We start from the raw sequence: 16,035 nt of genomic DNA, 5'->3' as shown, positions 1-16,035 counted from the left end.
ATAAAAAGCAGAGGCCACGCGGAATATGGACCGATCCTTATTGATCGGCTGCCAACAGGTTCGGGTGAGCTTGAAGGGCGATGAATTTTGCCTATGCGTGCCGCTCAGGACAGGTGCAGCATCAACGCTCTGATGAGGGCGAGCGTCTGGCGATGCACCGAATCATAATGATCATTGTGGCAATAGGGCCGTACCGACAGGGTGATGGAGTCGGCCGTTGTGGAGGACAGGTGCACATCGACAGCGGGGCTGCTCAGTACATTGGGCAGGCGGGCGATCTGATCCTTGAGGCGCGGGATGATCTTCTGCTCGTCGGCGGTGCCCGGCAATGTTGCGGTCAGTTCGACGCTGCGAAAAGCATTGCTGGAAAAATTGACGATCGTGTCAGAGAAGATCTTGTTGTTGCCCACCAGATTCAGCACGTTTTCCGGCGTGTTGATCGACGTGACGAACAAGCCGATTTCGACCACGGTCCCGGTCACGCCCGCCGCCGAAATCAGATCGCCGACCTTGAAGGGCCGCAGCACGATGATGAAACCACCCGCGGCCAGATTGGCCAGCAAACCCGACCAGGCCATGCCGATCGCCAGCGCCACGGCCGCCAGCAGCGCCGCAAAGCTGGTGGTCTCGATGCCGCAATAGCTCAGAATGGCGATCACCAGAATGATATTCAGCGTCACCGTGATGAACGAGCCGACATAGCGCAGGACCGTCGGATCAAACCGCTGCCGCGTCAGCGAACGCTGTGCCATCCTGACCAGCACGCCGATCAGCCAGCGACCCACTATCCACAACAAGGCTGCGATCACCAGCCTCAGAACAACAGTCGTCCCGTACTGCAGAACGATATTGAACAACGAGTTGATTCCGTCAGTGCCGATATTGATGACATTCAGCGCATCCATCACCGCTACTCCAGACCGCAGGGCTCGCCCGGCAGATGGCCTACGGAGCGGAGCCGTACATTGAAGGGCAAAGCAGGGCGGTGGCTACTGGTAGTTTTGACTGGAGGCAAAGGGCCTGCAACTGGTGTTGGGGGCTCAGCAGGTGTTGTGGGCTTTTAGCCTACTCGTGTCTATTTTTTGTTTTTTGAGATGTAGTCAACTATGTTTTGTACCGTTTTGAATTTTTCAATTTCTTCATCCGGGATATCGATGTTGAATTCTTCTTGTAGAGCCATGCTGAGCTCGACAAGTTCTAAACTGCTACCCTTGAAATCCTTGGTTATGTCAGATGTCGGTTTTACCTCTACTACCGCTGCTTCCAAATGCTCGGCCACCAATTCTTTTACACGTGTCATTACCTCTTCCATGATCATCATCTCCTCGCTTGCGATTTTTACTGACTACTGAAATCCTAAAATTAGGCCTCAACAGAAAAGCTGTCTACTGACATTAATAACAGCTGTTCAACAGTGGGAGATCTGAGCCGTTTGGCCATGCTCGTATTAAGCCCGTCGATAAATCGCTAAACTCGCCACCTCACAAGGACGACTCAAGGACCTGGTATGCCGCTCCCTTCTGACACCCTGCGCCGTACGCTGGTGATCTGGCTGTATGCCGTCGCAGTTGCGCATGTGCTGGGCAGTCTGGTGTTCACTTGGGCAGGCTTTTCCGGCTTGCTCGACGGCTACCTGACTACGCTTGAGCAGGCCTTCTGGACCGATGCGGTTCCCGCCGCTGCTCGCGCGCAACAGGTTTGGTGGATGGCGCTGTTTGGCGCAACCTTGCAAACGTATTCCGTGTACATGCTGGCGCTGGTGCACCTGGGCAACCGCCTGAAAAGCACCATGCCCTGGGGCTGGCTGATTGCGGGCCTGCTGCTGTGGGCGCCTCAGGACATCCTGATTTCCGTGCGTGGGGGCGTCTGGTCTCATGTGTGGCTCGATCTGGCAGCGCTGCTGGCCTTGTTGCCGCCGCTGATCTGGCTGTATCGCCATGATCGCCGCACTTCGGCTGTTCACGCGTCGAAGGCCCCTCGTCATGTCTGACTTGCCGCTGCTGTATCTGCTGGCGGGCAACGGCAGCAGTGCCGAATGGTGGGACGACGCGCTGCCGCATTTTCAGCGGCATCAAGCCGTGCCGCTGGAACTGCCAGGCTTCGGCAATAATCCTCAGCCACCCTGCGAAGACCTCGCCGCCTATGCCGATGCGCTGTTGGCGGCGACCGTGAAGGGCAGCGCCATCGTCGCTGTGGGTGTCAATGCCTTGCTGGTCATGCATGCCTTGCAGCGCCAGCCCGGACACTTCTGCAGAAGCGTGCTGCTGGCCCCGGTGGGAGCTTTTCTGTGGCAGCGGCGCTTGCCTGCGCTGATGTCGCCGCTGCCCATTCGCAAGACCATTCACTGGCTGCTGGCCAACAAGCCCACGCTGTTTGCGCACAAGTTTTCCAGGCAGACCTGGCCAGCCGAGCACTACCAGCGCATTGGCTCCGGTTACGCCCGCTGCCGTGCTTTCGTGCCGTATTGGGATCTGTTGCGTGCCGACACCGCGCTGCCACTGCTGGAGTGGGTGCAAGATCCGATAGAGCTGGTCTGGGGCGATCAGGACGAGGTCCTGAGTATCGAGCAGGCGGCAGCGTGGTCGGCCATTCTGGCGCGTGCCGACCTGAGCATCAGCCTGAAACCGGGCTGGGGTCACTACCCGTGGATCGACGCGCCGGCCGAGTTTGCGCAGTGGCTGGAGTGGGGCGAGCGCGGCTTCGTTGCGCACACCAAAGGCGGCCGTCTGCGTCTGGCAGCCATCGCCGGGCAACCGGTGCCCGATGCACTGTCTCTGGTGCTGGGCGATGACTCGGCCTTGCCCGCGTTTCTGGCCCGTCAGCCTGACGCTATCTGGGCCGTGCGCTCATCCAGCTTCGGTGAGGATCAGGCCGATGCGGCCAATGCCGGTCTGAGCACCACTTTTCTTCGCGAGCCCAGCCACAACGTACCCGTGCGCGTTGCAGAGCTGCACAACGCTGGCGTCGAAGAGGTGGTGGTACAGCGCTTCATCACGCCGGTGCTTTCCGGGATCGCTTTCGTGCGTCACCTGTCGGTCGAGCTGGAGTGGGTGCAAGGGCATCTGGAGTCGCTGGCCGACGGTCAGGCAAGTCCTGAGCGAGCAATCATTTCCCGCCTCGGCGCGGCCTGGAGCAGCGGCGACTTCAAGCCATCCCACGGTTTGACTGAGGAGGCGCTCTGGGACTTCCTGCAGGGCATTCTGCGCGTATTCCACTACGTGCCGGGCGACGTCGAGTGGGCCTGGGATGGCCGCCAGCTGTGGCTGCTGCAGTACCGCCCGATCAGTGACTACGGCTGGCGCCGCCACCTGACCGCCGCCAATATTGCGGAGATCCTGCCGCCCCAGCCCAGCAGGCTGGTCGAGTACGCACAGCGGCGTGCCGCAGGCAGCATCCCGGCGATCATGGCGCGTTGGGATTCGCGCGTGTTGCAGGACAACGAGCCATTCACCGCACTGTTTGGCGCAGCTTCCTACATCAACAACGACCTGTTTCTCGCACGTTTGGCTGACTGGGGCATCGCCTCCAGCAGCTACGCCGATGAGGTCGGCGGCGCGACCCCGCATCTGCCCTGGCGACCGCTGCGTCTGGTGCGCTCATTACCGGTGTTTCTGCGGATGCAACGTGTCGCGCGTGGCCACTTGTTGACCCTGGAAAAGCAACTGCACCGTTTCGACCGAGAGCTGCATGCCCTGACGGCCCAAGGTGCTGACGGTCAGCAATTGGCTGACTGGTTCACCCGTTTCTACTTATTCGTCGTGCAAGGCAACCTGTGCATCGCCACCTCGCTGGCCAGCAGCGGCGGAGACCTGCTGGGACGTCCACCGACCGCTTACGACGACCTGGAGCACTGCCCGCACCGGCTGCCCTGGGAAACCGACCCCGCGACCCCACGCCCGGCAGCCACTGACCTGCCTTTACAAGCTTTCCCGACCTGGCCGGGTTTCATTCGCATCGCCCACCGCGCAGGCCTGCCGGGCATGCGCGGCTACTACCTGCAAGTACGCGAGTGGTATCGCGACAACCTGATGCGCCTGTTCTTCCGCCTGCATCACGCCATGCCCAGCGCCGACCGGGAACACTGGTTTGCGCCGCATCCAGACATTCGCAGCCGTGCCGGCAGCTTCTGGCAGGACGGCCGCGAAGGCACCGAGCAGGCCACCGGTTTCATGATCTATCCTGGCCAGGTGCAAGGCATTCTGGGCGAGGACATCCTGCTGGAAGACACCCTCGACCCCGGACGCCACGCGCACTACCAGAACGCCCGCGCGGTGATCGCGCGCATGGGCGGACGTCTCTCGCACGGCTCGACCTTGCTGCGTGAACTGCGCAAACCCTCGGCCGTGCTGCCGCAGGTTGATCTGGCGTGGGTGGGGCGTGAAGTGCTGTATGTGGATGGGGAGTTGAGGTTGGTGGAAGGGCAGGCATAAAGCCCGAGGGGAGTTATCCACAGCCAACCCGCACGCTCATTGAGCGGTGCGGGTGCTCAGCTGGCTACGTCTGCAGGTCAGAGACGCATGCCTTTGAACGGGTTCCAGCCTTGCTCGCCTTTCACTTCCTTGAGGTAGTAGGAGTAGTTGGCCGTCAGGGCGTACATCAGAGAAAACACGACGTTCAAGCCGGTGCCCAATGCTGCCGGAACCTCCATTCCGAGGATCCCGAAAAGCAGAGCTATAACGATGTTGACCGCGATAATGACGCCGATCAGCGCCAGGTTTTTCTTCCACAGACCCAGCACGAAGAAGTAAATCGGACCGAAGAAAAACGCGATGATGTTGGTGCAGACAAGCAACTTCTTCTTGAAGTCAGGCAGCGTGTTCACTGCCGGCTTGAAGCGTGGATCGTTCGGCGCACCATACGTCTCGAAAAAATTGAAGCGCTCTTGCCACTTGGCGCTGTGCTGGCCAGTGCTTTGGGTCTGATCTGTCGTGCTCATGGTGCTACTCCTTGTGTTCCGTGGGGTGACGTTTTCTTCCGGGAAATCCTGTATCTCTGATGTTGCTGCTTTTGTAATCAGCGAGCGATTGTATGAAGTTTCCAGGTGGCGTACTACGCAATTGCGCCCCGAGCCCTTCATGCCGCCTCGACAAGGTATAGCCAAACGCTTACACGCGGTGGAGGGATTTGGCCATTTCCGATCTGGTCCTTCCTCCGTAGTATTGGATCCATCAAGTGGTGAACAGGAGTTCACCAGGATCAAGGATGATCGACCATCGCCTCGGAGGCAGCCGACAGGGAGTCGGGATGGTCTTGGAAAAACCCGCTTCGGCGGGTTTTTTGTTGGGCGCGATAAAGTCCTCGTTGAGCCCGGCTATTTGCGTAGCGCCTTTCTCTTGCGCAGGTTTTCACGACGCACCTCGAGATCCTTGCGCCGCCGCATCTCCTGACGGATCTCCTTGCGTTCGGATCGAATAATCCTCCATTGCATGCGTAACTCCCGGCCGCGCTCGCTGTTGAGCGATAAAAGGCCCAGCAACGGGAAAAGCAGCCCCAGCACGTAAAGCATCAACTCGAAACGCCGCCAGTGCGCAGGGGCAGTGGGCAACACGGCAAAAAAGCAGCTCACCAGAATGGCCGCCAATATCCACATTCCGCACGCATGCCCGCGACTCATCATGATGCCGCCGAAACTCAAGACCAGTGATACGCCCATCATGAGCATCATTGACTGGCCCGTTCTCTCCGGCTCATTTGGAAAGTACGCATCGACCACCGTGCCTGCGGTAATGGCGAGGGAAAATATGCCCATGAAGATCGGAGTCAGAAAGGACAGCAGATAACGCGAGCGGAAAGCGGCAACGTGACTGCGGTAAATTACCATAGGCTCCGGCGAGGCCCGCTTGCTGCGAGATTGTTTACCCATTTTTCTTCCCTGGTTGGGTGTGGCGGTTAGTTGTCTTCTTCGCTGATAGTCTGTTACCTGACTTCATTTGCTGAATGATATTACCCATTTCAAAAACCTACCCAGCCACCAGCGACTGCGTGCTTCACGAAGCTGTTCGATGTACTCGAACGTGTAAGACCGATTGTGCTTCTTTTCCAGCGCCAGGATTTTTTTCAGTATTCGGATGGCGTCCCTGTTCCAGTAAAGAAGGTAAAGATTGCTCAGTGCTATCCAGATACTGACCATAATGATCAGTTCTATAGGCCACACGATCATTGCAGCGATTCCGGCCACAATGACGCCTCCGCTCAGTAAGTTTCCGTTTCTCGTGCTGACATAACCGTGCACCATATAGACCTTGTTATCTCTGGTCTCAAACGACAGCTGACCTGATCTCGATTTTGTGAAATAAATAAATAAAAATGAAACGAGCATCAGTAAGGCCGGAATCATCGCCCACGATAAAGCATCTGTCGTTGAAGCACCGTATTCAGATTTTGCTATAAGATAAATAACGCTTGTATTCATGAGTAGAAATGAAGAGAAAAGGCCTGTGAAAGAATGAACTGCGATTGCAGTGAAGCTTTCGCTCAGGTAAATCAAATATATTGTTCGCATGAGCAGGGTAAAGAGACCGAGGCATACCAGCCAAAAAAAATCCGATTTAAACGTCGACATTGTGCCAAATAAGGCAATCAGGAAGAAAGACCCGTAAAGTCCCTTTTTTATTGCGTTGGGTTGTGGTTCGATCATGTGGTTAACTCAAGTTTTTAAAGCGAAAATATAAAAAATTTAATGGCTTGGTCTGAAAGATCATACATCAAATATTTAAGTGTATGACCAGTCGTCCCACTATTTTAGATGGTTGCATTTGACGTGTGACCTAATCAAAGCGGCCGGTGCTGAGGTTCAGACGGTTGCCGATGTTGTAATACGGATGGTTAGGTGCTGGTCTACGCGAAGAGGCAGTGAGGTCAAATTGCTGAGTTAATCGTCCTGGCATCCTGCGCTATATAAGTCACGGTCTTTCACATAATGGCCCACAGGCCGTGTGCGAAGTCTGTCTTCTCAGCGGTGACGCCCAGTTTTCGGCCGGTGTCCGTCGGTTTGCGCTCGATTGACAGCAGTCGGTCGCCGTCGTCGTAGGCGTAGTCCTGACGCGCGTCGTCGTTGAGTTTGGCCAGCAAACGGCCTATCGGGTCGCGCTCCAGATGGGTGCTGCGCCGTGGCTGTTCGCCTTTCTCGCCGTAGCCGATTTCCTCGACCTGTGTCAGGTGCCCGCCGAGGTTGTAGCTGAAACGGCGGATGAGGTTATCGATGCGTTTTTCTTCGATCAGACGGTCTGCATCGTCGTAGGCAAAGCGGTAGGTCGCATCGTTTTCGTTGGTCAGGGCGACGAGGCGAATGGCTTTGTCGTATTCGTAGGTGATGGTCTGGCCTTTGGCATCCTGTCGCCATTTAGGCAGGCCACGGCCGTTGCGCAGCAACTGGGTGGTCTGGCCTTTGCCATCGGTGTGGGTCAGGACCTGGCCCAGTTCGTTGTAGGTAAAGGTCTCGCTGGTGCCATCCGGGTGGTTGATGCGCAGCACTTCGCCGTCGGGCTTGCGTTCCAGCGTGGTGGTGTTGTTCAGGGCATCGGTGACGGCCACCAGGTGGTGGCGTTCGTCATAGCGGTAATAAGTGCTTTTGCCCGAACAGTCCTGAAAGCGCTGCACTTGGGCCAGGGTGTTCCACCACAGGTATTTGCACTTGAGCGTCGGGTCGACGATGGTGTGCGGCAGGCCGTCCTCACCATTGAGGTACTCGGTCTTGTGGCCCAGCGCATCGATCTCGGCCACGAGGTTGCCTTTGGCATCGTAGTTGGCCTTCTAGGTGCTGCCATCCGGGTAATCAACCTGAGTGATCAGCGTCGTCAGGTGGTGGTACTGGTAACGAATACTGCGGCCCAGCGGATCGGTCTCCTTGAGCAACCGGGCGAACTCGTCGTACTCGAACGCCAGCTGATTGCCATCGGGCAGGGTCAGCCCGGTCATGTTGCCGGTGTCGTCGATCTCGATGACGTAGTGATCGCTACTGTAGTCGCGGCTCAAGGTGACGCGATGATCCTTGTTGTAATGAATCTCCAGCTCGCGGCCCAGTACGTCGGTGACCCAGGTGGTGCGGGCCTCGCGGTCGTAGCGGAAGTGGAAATGCTCACCATCGCTGGTCTGGTGTTCGACGACACGCGGCTGGCCGTCGATGATTTCCCAGCGGTACTCGCAGGTCAGGCCCAGTGCGTTGCTGTGGCGGGTCATGACGCCGTCGGTTTAGGAGAAGTCGCGAATGGAGTCGCCATTGTGTTGATGCAATAGAAAGGAGGCTGAGCTAGTGTTAGCAGCCTCTCTTTCAGATTAATTTTTTAAAGAGCTTTAGAGTTTCCAAGATAGTCTGGATTTAGGCTCTATAGAAATATCAATGTTGCTTAGAGTTTTTTATTTTTTCAAGCTCAGACTTAAGAAAGCTAACATCTGATCTATCGAGCCCGGCGTCTATTTTTTTCCACCATTTATGAATGGCGCTTTTAAATAGCTCCACTCCTTCCTCAGTCAAATCAGACTCGCGAATTTCAAAATCCTTCTTAAGCTCTCCACTTTCGGTGAAAGGTGTAGTGCATATCAGATTCTCATCTTTCAAGAATTTTAAAAGCGCAGTCGACATCTGGATTATATTTTCTTTGTATTGTAGGTTTTTATTCCTGCTGTATAAAAGAGGTACGCTAAATTTGACGAGATCTACCATTATTTTACCCTCACAATACGTGAAATGTCCGAAAGTTAAACGAGCTGTTTTGTTTTAGGCTCTCTTACGAAAGTACCGCCCATTTACCGGATTTCGGACTCTTTCGTAATTTAGCTAGTTTTATCTGCTGTCTTACTGGTTACTTCAGCTGGCGACCAACTCCCATCTTTGCGTTTAACTACAAAATCTACACGGCGTGCCGTACCAGCTGGTGCACGTCACTGTCGGGTTTGCCCCCAGCGTGTTGGTTTTCAGATAATCTTTGATGATGATCTGACAGCCGGAGGTCCGGAAAAATATAGTGGCTCTACAACTTAAAAGTCGCGATTTGTTTAGCATAACTTTTCGCCGCTGGAATTCGAGAAGCCTTTAAGTAGTCTTCAAGTTCCTTTTTGCTTTTTTCATCTAATAAATATTCTATTGCATTAGCAAGCAGAAACCCCGGCGCATATCCCTTGCTCACAATGTTAGAGTCTCTATCCATTACCTCCGGCTCCTCACCGCTTGGATATTCCTGATCTTCTTGGATGCCATTCATGATTTTGTATTTTTTTATAGAGTATGATTTAAGCTCGCCCGCCCTTTCTGAAATTATTTTCTCAATCGCTGTTAATTCTAATCCAGACCTATTGAGAGCATCGGTATCCAAGCGATTGAATATATCTGCATAATCCTCGGACACCTTAAGTTTCAGCTCTTTTTTTAAATCACCCACTATTTTTTTGTAGGGCGATGAAGAAATTAAATCTCTTACTGATTCCGAAGTGGTGGTACCCATGTATCTACTCCTTTAATTACCCGAATTAGATCTGACCCAACATGTCTGAATTGATCGACTGCTTCATGCTCCCACGGTGTAAGTGATAGCAGGTTAGATTTATCATGAACTCCGGCCCCACCAGTCCGCTGAGGAATCAGATCATGATGGAGCTCCATAGATACGTCTTTTTCAGATATCTCTAACGTCTTACGATTAACTACTTCAACTTTCATTCTAGGGGCTTGCCCTTTTGTCATTCGAGCTATGTTCGCTGGTGAGTACGCTTGAGTGGGAGCCTTAGCTTCAGCCTTCCAATAGCTGCTTCGAGCCGTGCCCCAGCATTCCCAGCCCCAAGGATCGACCCATAACGTCGGATTTGGAACATATTTGTAAAGGTTGAAACCGCCATCTAACCCAATCGGATCCTGCGTAATAAACCGCCCAATCTCCGGGTCATAATACCGAAACGTGTTGTAGTGCAGTCCCGTCTCGACATCAAAATACTGCCCCTGAAACCGCAGGTTCTGCTCAACCTCGTTCACCACCAGCTTCTCAACCGCTCCCCAGGCCCGGTACTTCGCCTGCCAGACGATCTGACCTTCGGCATCGGTCATTTCCAGCGGTGTACCAATCTGGTCGGTATGGAAGTAGTAAACCTTGTTTTCTACCTCGCCCTCTTTCTCATCAACACGAGCCAACGGCGCATAGCTGCCGGGCTCGTAAAGGTACAGGCTGCTCTGGCCGGGGCTTTCTTCGCGCAGCATGCGCAAGCCTTGCCAGAGGAAGCGTTTGTGGTCGGTGCGGCCTTTGATCTCGGACTGTTTGGCGACTCTTCGGCCCAGGCTGTCGTACTGGTAGCTGCTGGTGCTTTCCACCTGTGTGTCGGCCATGGTCTCGGTTTTGACCAAGCGGTTTTCGCAGTCGTAGGTGAAGGTCTGCCAGCGCACGATGCCGACCGTTTTCTCTATCAGGTTGCCCCAGGCGTCGTATTTGTATTCGTGGTTCGCCCACTGTTTGAGGCGATTGTCTTTGACGTGGTCGAAGCGGCTGGTGTTGAAGTTCAGGCGGTTGGCCGCGGCGTCGTAGCGGAACTCTTCGCCGTCGACTACTCGACCGGTGTTGCGCGCCAGCAGCTGGCCGTTTGCTTCGTATTCGTACTGGGTTTCGCCGCGCAGTTTGTCGAGGGTGCGGCTCAGTTCACCGGCCGGGTCGTATTCGTAGCGGCGGTGAATCGGGTTGTAAGCGTGTTCGACGTAGCGCTCTGGCTTTATGAGCGGGTTCTGGATTTGTGACAGTTTTTCCGCAGGCAGGGTGGTCGCGTACTGCCAGGCCTTACGACCCATGCTGTCGTAGCCGAAGCAACTTGTGAGTTTGCCTTGGGTGCGGTAGATCTCGCGATGGAGATCGTCGCGCTCCATGTCGCTGATCAACTGGCCATCCAGATTCATCTGGTGCAGGTGACCGCTGCCGTAGTACAGGTGATTCAGGTGCTGACCGGTGGGCAGGGCCAGGGTGGTCAGGTTGCTGAGCGGATCGTACTCGTAGGCAAGTGCGCCTTGGGGTGTGGTCTCTTTGATGAGGCGGCCGAGCAGGTCGTAGGCAAATTCCAGTTTCTCGGCGGCAATACCGAGTTTTCTGCCGGTGTCCGTCGGCTTGCGCTCGATTGACAGCAGTCGGTCGCCGTCGTCGTAGGCATAGTCCTGACGGGCATCGTCGTTTAGCTTGGCCAGCAGGCGACCAATCGGGTCGCGCTCCAGATGGGTGCTGCGCCGTGGCTGTTCGCCTTTCTCGCCGTAGCCGATTTCCTCGACCTGTGTCAGGTGTCCGCCGAGGTTGTAGCTGAAACGACGGGTGAGATTGTCGATGCGTTTTTCTTCGATCAGACGATCTGCGTCGTCGTACACGAAGTTGTAGGTGGCGTTGTTTTCGTTGACCAGTGCGGTTAAGCGAATGGCCTTGTCGTACTGGTAGGCAACGGCTTTGCCCTTGGCGTCCTCGCGTCGGGTTGGTAGGCCACGGGCGTTGCGGGACAACCGCGTTATCTGGCCTTTGCCGTCGGTGTGCGAAAGCACCTGGCCGAGCGCGTTGTAGGTGAAGGACTCAACGCTGCCATCGGGATGGTTGATGCGCAGCACTTCGCCGTCGGGTTTGCGTTCCAGCGTGGTGGTGTTGTTCAGGGCATCGGTGACGGCGATCAGATGACCGCGATCGTCATAGCGGTAATAAGTGTCTTTGCCTGAACAGTCCTGAAAGTGCTCAACCTGAGCGAGGCTGTTCCACCACAGGTATTTGGATTTGTAGGTCGCATCAATGATGGTGTGTGGCAGACCGTCCTCACTGTTGAGGTACTCGGTCTTGTGGCCCAGTGCGTCTATTTCAGCGACGATGCTGTGATCAGCTAATTTTTATTCAGGAAGATGAATAAAATGCAGCAAATGGCTGAGACAATGTTGGCAGCCATTTGCGTGGTCCATTATTAAAGAGCCAAAAAATATAATGAGATGCTGACTTACTAAGGCCTGGTTGTTGCTCGCTTGGAGGTCTCAACCAAGAATCAGTAGCATCCTCGGTTGAGATTGCGAAGTCTTGCTGTATGCCTTTATGAGGCTGAATAAGTGCAAAAAATCCTGATTTTTTAGCTAGGTTAGCCATTGAGTATTCTTGTTATTAATCTCCTGACTCTTCACGATCTAATAAATAGGAGAAGAAACTTGCATAGCTATCCCAAGAGTCTGGTGGCGTACTGAATTTTTTTGTGTTTATATTTTCAGCATCAATCGCGTCACACCAGATCACGGCGGGGACACTTGAAACGTCTAGTACTATAATGCTTTCAGATGGCTCAGCCAAAACTATGTAATCGTTGGTTAGATTTATCGATTTCTAAGGCGGAGTGTCTCGTCAACTATATTTAACGGATTTGTATCACTTGAAATCGCATGATGACTGATACCTCCGAGAAGGCCACCGTTGTAAAACATTGCAATTTGTTTAAAGTCGAGAGGAAGTTTAATAGCCAGCTCTTTCTCTATGGACTCTAATGCTTCTTTCGAACCGCTATCAAGGTCATAATGTGCTTTGTATTTTTCTTTCAAGCTTTCTATATTGAACATATTCTTTATCCCTGGTTATTTACACGCCATTTCCAATACTCTCGAGTATCAACATCAAAATTTTTTCTGTCAGGCTGTAATGTAGGATGAGGTTTGCTTCTGCCATATTGGCTATGTAGCGCATCCTGACCGGGCTTGCTTACTCCGTGATAGCGTGTGCTTGCTTCGACCAGCGGTCCTGGTGATTTTTGACCGAGGTGATGTAAAGTCGCAAAGTTACCATCCGGCAGCTGTGGAGAAACTCAGTCCTACGAGCGATCTCGACATTCCCTAGGTTCAACCCGAAACCCTGGACCTTAACTGTAAGCGCCTCATGAACCCCACATTCCCAATCAGCCATTGAAGCTTGATGCTGTGCTCCCGATTCTTTTCAGGAGTCAGCACCTCATGATGCGACCCGACGCCAACGTCGAAAAAGTGTACCTCTATCCCAAACCGGTGGACTTTCGAAAATCTATTGACGGCCTGGCTGCACTGGTCGAGCTGGACATCAAAGTTACCGTGTTCGACCCCATGCTTTTTGTTTTTCTGAATCGCCCTCGTAACCGAGTTAAAATCCTTTACTGGGAGCGCAACGGCTTCTGCCTTTGGCTCATGCGCCTGGAGTCCGAGCGTTTCAAAACATCTCCCGATAAGACAGACGAAGCCATCGTGCTGACGGTTCAGGAACTGAACTAGAAGATTACGAAGCCTTACTGCCGTGAAACTGCTCGCCAGAGATACCTCGCTAAAGCCAATCCTCATTTTTTGCTAGGTGGGGTTTGTGGCGCGGATACAATGGATTTTGCGGAGGGGGCGAAATCGTATCAGCGCAAACACTGCCCGATCAATACGCTCCTGGATTACGGATACATCACCGACGTAGCACAAGCTCATCAGATCAGAGCGGTCGCGTATACTGACCCTTGCCGTCTATAATTTAAAATCAGGTACAGCAAAAATCATTAACCAGATGTATTAAATCGGCTTTAGATATTTCTTCCTCATCCTCCCTATTGCGTATTAACAAATATTTATCATACTCAGGGGAAAGTATTTCAATTACTGCACCCATCCAATTTGTAACCTCAATAAAACCGTTACTGACCCCATTAAGATTATTGATTTCATTGAAAAGCGCGTTTAATCGAAAAAAGACTCCATCCTCAACTACCCCGGCACCCGTTTTAGGATTATCAAAGTACACACGAATTTTCGGATGCTTATTTCTCTCCCAGTCGAGCGTAGGATTGTAGTGCAGACGCAGATCTCTAAACTCTTCAGGACTTTCATCCCCTGAAAACTCACACCTAAAGATTGGCAAGCATAAGAATAAATACCTACGATCAATACCGTCAGTGCCTTTTAAATACCCATGATATTCAGACGGAACTGCGATACCATGAGTAAAGCCGTTAAAATCTTTTTTAAGTTTGTAAATGGTAGGTTTATCGACAGCCAAGTTAGAGGGTGCAGAATCAATGGTTTCAATAGCAAACAAGTCATTTTTTAAATTTTCAGAAACGACAAGCAAGTCTTGAATGCTCGACGACTGCAACCAATAATTGTATGTATAGGTTCGCATTTTATCTTGAAAGAAAAATACATCAGAGCGAACCCTACTTACATCAACAAACTCTTCAATCAAATCATTTTCCGTAATCACGACACATTCCCCACTAGTTATAATCCGGCCCTACATCCTGCCTGTACCTAATACCGTTCGCGGACATTACACCGCCTTGCCTACTGTTCTCAACTTTCAACTTTAAACCAAGCTCCTTGGTATCATTATAAAAGTCGTTTCTCGCCGCCCTAGTCGAATTGTAACCTTGCTCATTCCAATGTTCAACAACTGGTTTTTTATGCTCAATGGTCAGTCTAGGGTCATCCCTGTATACCCTATCTCCATCAACCGTCATTACTTTACCGGCATGCTTTCCGCCTTCAATTGTATTAGCGTCGAGGACCGCGTCTTTCACTCCAGCTCGGTAGCTACTTGGATATTCTGTTTTCCGATTTAACCGAGTACCCTCCGATGTTTTAACAAACCGTCCGTTTGGCCCTCTCGCCGGCTTAGGTGCCACTGTCGGCTCAGTGACTACATTCGCCTTAGGAACTATTTTCACATTCCCAAAGTTCGAGCCAAAACCTTGAGTTTTAAACTCATATCGCGCATCAAACCACTTGCCGCCTTTCCCTCCCAGCCCGCCACCCAGCAGCGCTCCGCCAAAAGCCATTAGCTTCTGACCATCGGAGCCTTCACCATACAGTTTGCCGCCCGCCCAATTACCTCCGAGACCACCCGCGATACCGCCGACCAACCCCGCGACGACAATAACTGGACTCGCCAGCACAAAAGCACTCGCAAGCCCCAGCGCTAATACTCCGCGTTCAAGCAGCTCTGGGACTTCAGGATTAATCGCATCGGTTGTCTCCGTGCCACCACCAATAAAAACGTTGCTTGAGCCAGCACCTATTTTCGCATCACAAATAGTTCGATCACCTACGCGAGCTGCGGGTAGGTTGTTGATGTAAACCGAGTCGCTACCTTGAGCGAGGATCTGTGGTGTCCCGCTGTGTTGATTGCATAGCGCCGTATCAACATGCGCCCTGGCTGCCGGTTTTCCATTGATGTAGACATTTCTGGATCCGGTCTTTATTTGCCCGGCGTTGTGACAAGCAAACGATAGGCTACCAATGAGCTGACCAATGCCGGCACCCGTCGCAGCACCAGCGCCAACCATTGCCCCAAGTGCGAGTGCACCCAATCCGCCCGTACCGACAACCGCGATGCCAACCAGCACAGCCCCAGCACCAATTGCCAACCCAGCTAGCAAACCACCCAACGCACTGGAGTGTTCAATCGGGTCATCAAGGCGCGCTGCCGCTGTCATACCGGAATAGCCTCTTTGAGAGGCTCATCCGGACCTGGCGGCTGCCGCAATTCAAGCGTTTCGACAATTGAGTCGAAGTGCTGACGCTCCTCAGCCGTCATGCCTTGAGGATTGTTGCTTGTACCTGTGATTTGCATGAGCAGCGGTTGCTGGTGCTCGTCGTGGTGTAAAAAGATCAACTGCAGTTGATGAACAGGTTGTCCCTGTTGACGCCAACGAAACTCGACGCGACGAGCATCCAGTCCAGCTACCACCACGGGAGTGACCGGCTCAATCCATTCGGCGTGCGACAGCGATTTTTTTAACTCGGCCAGCAGTTGCTGAGCCATCGTTTCAAGATCTGCGCCGGGAATAACAGGTGATCTACCCACCACAAATGAAAACGGGCTAGGCCCGATATCCGTCATGGTGAACACGTGAAAGGTCTTATCCTTAAAGCCTAGAGGTCGAATAAAGCTCAGTTCATTAGTTTGAAAGCGCTCAGGTACTGGAACGGCATCAAGGGCTTCTTGCGCCAAACGCTCTGCTTCCAGACGTTTTTCCTCACGAATGCGGTTTTCTGAAAGACGATCATAAAAACTAGTACGTCCATCTGTTCGTTGGCGCATGCGGCTACTCCTGTCG

At 53.2% G+C, this 16,035-nt stretch carries 16 protein-coding genes and 2 pseudogenes; 3 read left to right on the top strand and 15 right to left on the bottom strand.

The window, feature by feature from the left end:
• Window positions 1-104 precede the first annotated feature (104 nt).
• Together PI739_RS23805 and acpP are read right to left on the bottom strand one after the other, a co-directional pair.
• Window positions 105-905, bottom strand: coding sequence for a mechanosensitive ion channel family protein (locus PI739_RS23805; RefSeq protein ID WP_054081393.1), 801 nt, complete (start codon window positions 903-905; stop codon window positions 105-107).
• A gap of 170 nt (window positions 906-1,075) precedes the next feature.
• Window positions 1,076-1,312 carry an acyl carrier protein gene (acpP, locus tag PI739_RS23800; protein WP_032609706.1) on the bottom strand — a complete coding sequence of 79 codons (237 nt, stop codon included), beginning with the start codon at window positions 1,310-1,312 and terminating at the stop codon, window positions 1,076-1,078.
• 195 nt (window positions 1,313-1,507) lie between these two features.
• Here acpP and PI739_RS23795 point away from each other — a divergent pair, with 195 nt between their 5' ends.
• On the top strand, window positions 1,508-1,990 hold the full coding sequence (locus PI739_RS23795) for a hypothetical protein (RefSeq protein ID WP_054081392.1): 483 nt from the start codon (window positions 1,508-1,510) through the stop codon (window positions 1,988-1,990).
• On the top strand, window positions 1,983-4,430 hold the full coding sequence (locus tag PI739_RS23790; protein WP_054081391.1) for a PEP-utilizing enzyme: 2,448 nt from the start codon (window positions 1,983-1,985) through the stop codon (window positions 4,428-4,430). Before PI739_RS23795 ends, PI739_RS23790 begins: the two co-directional genes overlap by 8 nt.
• A 77-nt stretch (window positions 4,431-4,507) precedes the next feature.
• On the opposite strand, the gene PI739_RS23785 is transcribed toward PI739_RS23790, so the two are convergent.
• The 10 genes and pseudogenes from PI739_RS23785 to PI739_RS25045 form a co-directional block, all read right to left on the bottom strand.
• Entirely contained in the window at window positions 4,508-4,936 is a 429-nt protein-coding gene (locus PI739_RS23785) for a DUF2628 domain-containing protein (RefSeq protein ID WP_054081390.1), read from the bottom strand.
• Window positions 4,937-5,311: 375 nt separating this feature from the next.
• The gene (locus PI739_RS23780; protein ID WP_054081389.1) at window positions 5,312-5,863 is read right to left on the bottom strand and encodes a hypothetical protein; all 552 of its coding nucleotides are present in this window, start codon (window positions 5,861-5,863) and stop codon (window positions 5,312-5,314) included.
• A gap of 63 nt (window positions 5,864-5,926) precedes the next feature.
• On the bottom strand, window positions 5,927-6,637 hold the full coding sequence (locus tag PI739_RS23775; protein ID WP_054081388.1) for a hypothetical protein: 711 nt from the start codon (window positions 6,635-6,637) through the stop codon (window positions 5,927-5,929).
• A 151-nt stretch (window positions 6,638-6,788) separates the two neighbouring features.
• Window positions 6,789-8,220: pseudogene (locus PI739_RS25050) on the bottom strand (type IV secretion protein Rhs); the annotation flags it as partial.
• Between the two features lie 115 nt (window positions 8,221-8,335).
• Window positions 8,336-8,662 (bottom strand): hypothetical protein, encoded by a 327-nt coding sequence (locus PI739_RS23760; protein WP_003434911.1) that lies wholly within the window; start codon window positions 8,660-8,662, stop codon window positions 8,336-8,338.
• 307 nt (window positions 8,663-8,969) lie between these two features.
• A complete protein-coding gene (locus PI739_RS23755) occupies window positions 8,970-9,440 on the bottom strand; it encodes a hypothetical protein (protein WP_003434907.1) in 471 nt (156 codons plus the stop codon).
• Window positions 9,413-11,812: pseudogene (locus PI739_RS23750) on the bottom strand (RHS repeat-associated core domain-containing protein); the annotation flags it as partial. The pseudogene PI739_RS23750 and the gene PI739_RS23755, both read right to left, overlap by 28 nt.
• 19 nt (window positions 11,813-11,831) lie before the next feature.
• Window positions 11,832-12,074, bottom strand: a complete 243-nt coding sequence (locus tag PI739_RS23745; RefSeq protein ID WP_154583513.1) for a hypothetical protein — start codon at window positions 12,072-12,074, stop codon at window positions 11,832-11,834.
• A gap of 221 nt (window positions 12,075-12,295) precedes the next feature.
• Window positions 12,296-12,535, bottom strand: coding sequence for an SMI1/KNR4 family protein (locus tag PI739_RS23740; RefSeq protein WP_080377362.1), 240 nt, complete (start codon window positions 12,533-12,535; stop codon window positions 12,296-12,298).
• Between the two features lie 5 nt (window positions 12,536-12,540).
• Window positions 12,541-12,765, bottom strand: coding sequence for an HNH/ENDO VII family nuclease (locus PI739_RS25045; protein WP_374271038.1), 225 nt, complete (start codon window positions 12,763-12,765; stop codon window positions 12,541-12,543).
• 157 nt (window positions 12,766-12,922) lie between these two features.
• On the opposite strand from PI739_RS25045, the gene tnpB reads away from it, so the two are divergent.
• Window positions 12,923-13,213: an IS66 family insertion sequence element accessory protein TnpB gene (gene tnpB, locus PI739_RS23735; RefSeq protein WP_054081386.1), complete on the top strand. Its 291-nt coding sequence runs from the start codon at window positions 12,923-12,925 to the stop codon at window positions 13,211-13,213.
• Window positions 13,214-13,460: 247 nt separating this feature from the next.
• Here tnpB and PI739_RS23730 read toward each other — a convergent pair whose 3' ends face one another.
• From PI739_RS23730 to PI739_RS23720, 3 genes are read right to left on the bottom strand one after another with little or no spacing between them, the layout of a single operon-like run.
• Window positions 13,461-14,180 carry a hypothetical protein gene (locus tag PI739_RS23730; protein ID WP_054081385.1) on the bottom strand — a complete coding sequence of 240 codons (720 nt, stop codon included), beginning with the start codon at window positions 14,178-14,180 and terminating at the stop codon, window positions 13,461-13,463.
• Window positions 14,181-14,193: 13 nt separating this feature from the next.
• Entirely contained in the window at window positions 14,194-15,411 is a 1,218-nt protein-coding gene (locus PI739_RS23725) for a PAAR domain-containing protein (RefSeq protein ID WP_080377361.1), read from the bottom strand.
• Window positions 15,408-16,019, bottom strand: coding sequence for a DcrB-related protein (locus PI739_RS23720; protein WP_054081384.1), 612 nt, complete (start codon window positions 16,017-16,019; stop codon window positions 15,408-15,410). Before PI739_RS23720 ends, PI739_RS23725 begins: the two co-directional genes overlap by 4 nt.
• Window positions 16,020-16,035: the final 16 nt, after the last annotated feature.

Source organism: Pseudomonas cerasi, assembly GCF_027983475.1.
Taxonomy (GTDB): domain Bacteria; phylum Pseudomonadota; class Gammaproteobacteria; order Pseudomonadales; family Pseudomonadaceae; genus Aquipseudomonas; species Aquipseudomonas cerasi.
Note: the sequence above shows the minus strand (reverse complement) of the source record. Positions and strands in the feature narration are given on the sequence as shown.